Origin of the sequence: Micromonospora globispora (assembly GCF_003857015.1) — a bacterium.
In the GTDB taxonomy this organism is placed as follows: domain Bacteria; phylum Actinomycetota; class Actinomycetes; order Mycobacteriales; family Micromonosporaceae; genus Micromonospora; species Micromonospora globispora.
Genome location: NZ_QGGF01000172.1, coordinates 1 through 6,257, shown reverse-complemented (window position 1 = coordinate 6,257; position 6,257 = coordinate 1). Strand labels below are relative to the sequence as shown.

The 6,257-nt window shown below is 70.6% G+C and carries 5 protein-coding genes; 2 read left to right on the top strand and 3 right to left on the bottom strand.

All coding sequences use genetic code 11. From position 1 onward, the window contains the following. Positions 1–474 precede the first annotated feature (474 nt). A complete protein-coding gene (locus tag DKL51_RS06580) occupies positions 475–1,662 on the bottom strand; it encodes a low temperature requirement protein A (protein WP_109945295.1) in 1,188 nt (395 codons plus the stop codon). Between the two features lie 703 nt (positions 1,663–2,365). Here DKL51_RS06580 and DKL51_RS06575 point away from each other — a divergent pair. Then, positions 2,366–3,073 carry a flavodoxin gene (locus DKL51_RS06575; protein WP_109945293.1) on the top strand — a complete coding sequence of 236 codons (708 nt, stop codon included), beginning with the start codon at positions 2,366–2,368 and terminating at the stop codon, positions 3,071–3,073. 12 nt (positions 3,074–3,085) lie between these two features. On the opposite strand, the gene DKL51_RS06570 is transcribed toward DKL51_RS06575, so the two are convergent. Further along, entirely contained in the window at positions 3,086–3,970 is an 885-nt protein-coding gene (locus DKL51_RS06570; protein ID WP_109945292.1) for a helix-turn-helix transcriptional regulator, read from the bottom strand. Positions 3,971–4,070: 100 nt separating this feature from the next. Between DKL51_RS06570 and DKL51_RS06565 the strand changes: the two genes are divergently transcribed. After that, on the top strand, positions 4,071–5,456 hold the full coding sequence (locus tag DKL51_RS06565; RefSeq protein WP_109945291.1) for an MFS transporter: 1,386 nt from the start codon (positions 4,071–4,073) through the stop codon (positions 5,454–5,456). A 35-nt stretch (positions 5,457–5,491) separates the two neighbouring features. Here DKL51_RS06565 and DKL51_RS06560 read toward each other — a convergent pair. Further along, on the bottom strand, positions 5,492–6,257 hold a 766-nt coding region (locus DKL51_RS06560; protein WP_148097736.1), incomplete at its 5' end, for a transposase.

Sequence of the window (6,257 nt, the reverse complement as noted above, 5' to 3'; positions counted from 1 at the left end):
GCCGCGTCGCGCCCCTCGAACGCCCGGTAAACGCTGCTTCAGCCGAACCGCATCGCAGACCACTCGTTCCTAACTTTCCGGCCGTCTTTTGAGCCCGCGCTTATGGGCGGGTGCACGCTTCTGCCGCTGACCGCGCGCGCCGGCCGCCGGTTTGCACATCACTGGCCGTAGTCGTCGCTCGCTGGCGTGGGCGTCGCTGAGGGGCGTCGCGGCCACGGTGGTGTTGGTCATCGGCGCGTTCTTCGTGCTGGTGGCTCCGGTGCAGTGGACCGTCGGGGCCGCGCGTCGACGTGGTTCGGCCGGAGAGCTTTGGCATGGCCCTTCCGGCCACGATTTCTCTGACTCCGACGGGGCGGGGTCGGGCAAGCTGGAGACGAAGGTGTCGCGTGATGAGGACCGGTCCACCCTGCGCGCCGGGCAGCCGTTGGCGCCCGCCGGCCGATGTTGCCGCGCAGACCGGTCGGGAAGCGACGCTCAACGGACGTACCGGTGTCGTGGTGCGATCAGGCTGAGGGCTGCGAGGGTCACGGCGACGAGGCCGAGTGTGGCCAGCGGGGGCAGGGCGGCGGCGAGGGGGATGGCGGCGGCGAGGACCAGGCAGGCGATCCATCTGGTGGTGAGCCGGGTGCGTGTGGTGAGCCGCAGGTACCAGGTCTGGGTGGCGACGTAGAGCAGGGGGCCGCCGCCGAGGAGGAGCCCGATGGTGAGTGATTCCGCGCCGCGTGGGTGCGTGATGACGGCCTGGCAGCCGACGGCGGTGGTGACGAGTCCGGCGAGGACGACGTACTGGCCGTTGGCGCCCATCCGTGCGGTCCAGATCGGGTCGGTGGTCGGTGTCTCCTGGCGGTCGACGACGACGGGGCTGCCCGCGAAGTAGAACGCCCAGAGGGCGGCGACGAGCACGAATGCGGCGACGCCGGCGAGTATGGTGACGGGTTCGGTTGGCGCCTCGGCGATGGCGGTCGCGGAGGTGAGGACGACCTCGCCGAGTGCGATGAGCAGGAAGAGCCGGAGTCGTTCGGCCATGTGGGCGTAGTCGAAGGCGATGTGGCGTGTCTGCAAGCGTTGATGCGGCCAGGGGTGAGCGAGCCATACGCCGGTGACGTCGATCGCGGTCGCCGCGCCCCACCACCACAGGCGTGTTCCGGGCGCGATGGCCGCGCCGACGATCCAGAACGGGGCCGAGGCGAGCAACCAGGTGAGCGCCCGGCGATAGTGCTGCCGTAGCAGCGGCGTCGGTGCCGTGGTGGCGGTGACGATGCCGCGGGCGATCTGGGTGCCGACGAGCGGGACGACGAACGCCCATCCGCCGTGGACCGTGAACGCGATCCCGATCGCGGCATTCATGAACAGCCCAAGGGCCATCGCCGTGAGCACTGCGGCCTGGGTGTGGCGACGGGTGATGTCGAAGTAGGTCGCCTCGAACGTGGTTAGTAGCCACACGGTGAACACCGCGCAGAGCAGCACGAGGGTCTCGGCTGCACCCTGCCAGGTAAGGTCGTGCAGCAGGTGCTCGGACAGCTGCGAAACGGCGAAGACGAACACGAGGTCGTAGAACAGCTCGAGCGGCGAGACCTCACGGGCCCAGGCAGTAGTGGCGTGCCGGCCATCACCGCCCTGCGGGTCATCGCCCGCAGGGGGAGCTTCTCGTGGGTCGGACATGCGATTAACCGGCCGCCTTTCGGCGCAACAGCGCGCCCTTCCCGGCCCGGCCCAGCACCTCGTACTCGGCCAGGACCTTCTGCTCGTAGGTCGCAGAGTAGCGGTGCCGCTGGGGCCGGACGGGTACCTTGGATTCAGGTCCTCGGCCACGCGGCCAGTCTGCGAGGGCGATGCCGCCGGCGTCATCGTCGTGATCATTCCGGGGCAGTCATCCTTCCCCGCGCTCGGGGACAGTGACCCGGCAGAGGCTCAGCGCAGGCATGACCGGAGCACGGCGGATGTGTCGTCGATTGGCATAGCGGTCTGGGGCCCTGGCATTACCCCTTTCAGCAGAGGCTCCCTCGTCATCGGCGGTACGGGTTGCATGAGGTGACAGCCATGCCCATGTCGCTGATAACGAGGTGCTGCTGAATGTCTGGCCACAACAGTCGTCGCCGGCTTTTGCTGGGTGCGGCCGGTCTCGCGGCGGTTCCTGTGGTGGCCGGGGTGGCGGGTTGCTCCTCGGGTGAGCAGATACCCACACCGCGACGCCCGCGTCCGGCGGGCGGTGCCACGGCGGCGACGGCGACCGCGCTGGCGGGACGTCGCAGGTTGGGTTCGCTGGAGGTTTCCAGCATCTGGCGTGGAAGCGCCGCCGCGCCGCCGACCTGCAGGCCGGGGCGGGCCTCGGCGCCCGCCCGATCCTGCTCATCTGGGAGAACTGATGGAAGCGATGAACAGGCACCCGCGCCGAGCGATACTTCGGGGCGCACTGCTCGGCGCCGCCGGTACGGCGGCCGGGGCGGCGCTGAGCGCCTGCACCGATTCCCCTACGCCTTCCCCGGCAGGGTCATCGACGGCCGGCAACGAATCCCGCGGCGGCCCTGTTCCGTCCTCATCCGGCGGAAGCAGGCTGCTGCTGGTCTACTTCTCCCGCGCCGGGGAGAACTACTTCAACGGTGGCCGTAAGCGCCTCACAATCGGCAACACCGAGGTCGTGGCCGGCATGATCAGGCGGCTGATCGGCTGCGACGTGCACCGGATCGAGGCCGCCGATCCCTACCCCGACGACTACGACCCGACGGTCGCGCGTAACGTGCGGGAGCAGCAGGCGAACGCCCGGCCGGCCATCGGGAACCCCCTGGCCTCGATCGCACGCTACGACACGATCATCTTGGGCAGCCCGATCTGGAACGTTCGAGCACCCATGATCATGGCGACGTTCGCCGAGGGCTTCGACTTCACCGGCAAGACGATTCACCCGTTGACGACGTACGCGATGAGCGGCCTGGGAACCACCGAACGTGACTACGCCGCCTCGTGCCGCGGCGCGACGCTCGGGGAGGGCCTTGCCGTGCGCGGTGAGGAAGTCGCCGACGCTGAGCCGGCCGTCGAGGCTTGGCTACGCCGCATCGGTCTGCTGGCCGGCTGATCCCCGGGAGCGTCACCGGTCGACGTGGGCCGGGCCGCTCTCCTGCGTCGCGGCCCAGGTGGCGAGCAGCTCAAGACCGTCACCGGAGGGGGTACCCGGTTCGGCGGAGTAGGTCACGATGCTCAGGGTCTCGTCGCCGGCCAGCTCGAGCCCCTCGTAGGCGAGTTCGAGGTCACCGATGGCGGGGTGGCGGAAGCGTTTCGTGCCGTGCCGGTGTACGAAGACGTCCTGGGTGGCCCACCACGTACGGAAGGCGTCGCTGCGCATGGACAGCTCACCAATGAGGTTCATCAGCTGCTTGTCGTGCGGGTGCTGGGCAGCGGCGATGCGCAACGAGCCAACGGCGGAGCGGGCCGTCTTGGCCCATTCCGGATAGAACACCTGCGCGTGCGGGTCCAGGAACGTGAAGCGCATCGAGTTCACCGGCAGCGCCACGCCGGTGGAGAACAGGGGCGCGTAGAGAGCCTTGCCGAGCGGGTTCGCGGCGAGGATGTCGAAGCGGTAGTTGCGCAGGAACGCGGGCACGCCCGTCATGAAGTTCAGCAGGCGGTGGATCGCGGGCCGGATTTCAGGCGTGCTGTCGCGGCGGGCGCGGGTCCCGGCGGGCTGAGGGCCGGCGGCGCGGGCCAAGTGGTGCAGGTGCGCGGTCTCGGTGTCGTCGAGTTGCAGGGCGCGGGCGATGGCGTCCAGGACGCTGTCGGACACGCCGGTGAGGTTGCCGCGTTCCAGACGGGTGTAGTACTCGACGCTCACCCCGGCGAGCGCGGCGACCTCGCCGCGGCGCAGTCCGGCGACGCGCCGGCTGCCGTAGGCGGGGATGCCGGCCTGCTCGGGGCTGATCTTCGCCCGGCGTGAGGTGAGGAACGCGCGGACCTCGTTGCGGTTGTCCGTACCCATAACCCCAGGCTAGGCAGCCCGCACGGGGTAAGGGGGTCCCTGCCATTACCCCTTTACACGGTGACTCCCTCCCGGTCGCGGCTGACGGTTCCCTGGAGGCATGTCCCTTTCCTCTCCCGCCGCGCTCACCGCCCCGGCGGCGGCCTCACCGGCCGTGCGGTCACGGGCGTCGCTGGTGGTGGCGATGCTCGGCTTCGCGGTCGTCACCCTCGACACGCAGGTCGTCAATGTCGCGCTGCCCGACATCAGCCGGGATCTCGCCGGCAGCCTGGCCGGGCTGCAGTGGGTGGTCACCGGTTACACGCTGATGTTCTCCGCGCTGCTGCTGTTCGCCGGTACGTGTTCCGACCGGATCGGCGCCCGCCGCGCGTACGGGGTCGGCATGCTGGTGTTCGTGACGGCCTCCGTGGTGTGCGGGCTGGCGCCGAGCCTGGGCTGGTTGATCGCGGCGCGGGTGGTGCAGGGCGTCGGCGCGGCGCTGGTCACACCGACGTCGCTGGCGCTGATCCGGGCCGCCTACCACGACAGCGCCGCCCGGGCGCGGGCGATCGCCTACTGGGCGATGGGCGGGTCGATCGCGGCCGCGGCCGGGCCGGTGCTCGGCGGCGCGCTGACGCAGCTCGACTGGCGGCTGATCTTCTTCCTCAACCTGCCGGTCGGCGTCGTCGCCGTGCTGGTGCTGCGCGGGGCCGCCGACTCGCCGCGGCACGACGCTCCGTTCGACTGGACCGGGCAGGTCGCCGCCGTGGTCGCGCTGGCCGGGTTGACCTATGCGGTCATCGAGGGCGGAAACCTGGGCTACGGCAACCGCCGGATCCTCGCGGCGTTCGCGGTCGCCGTCGTCGCCGCCGTGGTGTTCCTGGCGGCGCAGGCCCGCGGTCGGCATCCCATGGTGCCCCTGGACCTGTTCCGTTCGCGCACGGTCAGCGTCGCCCTGATCGTGAGCTTCCTCGGCATGGTCGGCTTCTACGGCGTGGTCTTTCTCCAGTCGCTGTACTTCCAGCAGCTGCGCGGTGCGTCGCCGTTCGTCACCGGCCTGCTGTTCCTGCCGATGACCGCCCTGGTCGCGATCCTCAACCCGCTCGCTGCCCGCACCGCCGTCCGCCTCGGCCCGGCGGCGCCGATCATCGGCGGCCAGCTGGTGATGGCGGCCGGCCTGGCCGGGCTGGTACTGCTGCCCGCCGACGCCCCGGTCCTGCTGGTCGCGGCGGCCATGGTGCCGGTCGGCGTCGGCGGCTCGTTCACCGTCCCGCCCATCACGGCGCTGATCCTCGACAGCGTCCCGCACCACCGGGCCGGCACGGCCAGCGGCGTGTTCAACACCTTCCGTCAGCTGGGCGGCTCGTTCGGCGTCGCCGTCTACGGCGCCGTCGTCGCCTCGCAAGCCACGTTCCTGCACGGCCTGCACCTCAGCCTGACGGCCACCGCCGTCCTGCTGCTGCTCACCGCCACCGCCAGCCTGGCGCTGCGCGGCCCACGTCACTGATTCCGTCACTGAAAGACATCCCAGGAGCTTGAATGTCAAGCAGCAGCCTCGCCGAGGTGGTGGGACCAGGCGGTCGCCTCGTTGTATGGGGTGCCGGTTTTGAGGCATCCGTGCAGGATGCCGACGAGCCGGTTGGCGAGCTGGCGCAGTGCGGCGTTGTAGCTGGCGCCGCGGGCGCGTTGCCGGTCGTAGTAGGCGCGGGCGCCCGGCGAGGCTTTCAACGCGGAGAACGCCTGGGTCATCAGGGCGTCGATGAGCCGGTCGTTGTGCACGAACCGGGCGGCGACGGTCTTCTTCTTGCCCGATGCGCGGGTGATCGGGCTGGTAGCGGCGTAGTTCTTGCGGGCCTTGGCCGAGGCGTAGCGGCCGTGGTCGTCGCCGAACTCTGCGAGCACCCGGGCGCCGAGGACGGCACCCAGTCCAGGCTGGGACAGGATGGTCTCAGCGTCCGGGTGCCGGCCAAAATGGGCCTCGACCTGCCCTTGCAGGGCCTTGACCTGCTCGTTGAGGGTGACCAGCAGCGCGACCAGAGCGCGCACGGACGGGGCGTAGGCGGCAGTGACCACGGCCGGCTGGCCGAGGTGCTCGGCGCGCAGAACGGCCTGGATCGCCGTGGCCTTGGCAGCGATGTCGCGGCGGCGGGCCCGTTTGAGGGCCGCGGTGATCTGCGCCAGGCTCAGCTTCGCCGCGCTCGCCGGGTCGGGTGCCTTCGCGAGCAGTTCCAGGGTGTCGGCGGCGTCGAGGTCCTCGAAGGCGGCCAACGCGGCGGGGAAGTACTCCCGCAACGCGTGCCGCAGCCGC

Bases quoted from the DNA above. Each gene is read 5' to 3' on its own strand.
- DKL51_RS06570 (WP_109945292.1), bottom strand. From the start codon at position 3,970: ATGGGTACGGACAACCGCAACGAGGTCCGCGCGTTCCTCACCTCACGC.
- DKL51_RS06580 (WP_109945295.1), bottom strand. From the start codon at position 1,662: ATGTCCGACCCACGAGAAGCTCCCCCTGCGGGCGATGACCCGCAGGGC.
- DKL51_RS06575 (WP_109945293.1), top strand. From the start codon at position 2,366: ATGGAAGCGATGAACAGGCACCCGCGCCGAGCGATACTTCGGGGCGCA.
- DKL51_RS06565 (WP_109945291.1), top strand. From the start codon at position 4,071: ATGTCCCTTTCCTCTCCCGCCGCGCTCACCGCCCCGGCGGCGGCCTCA.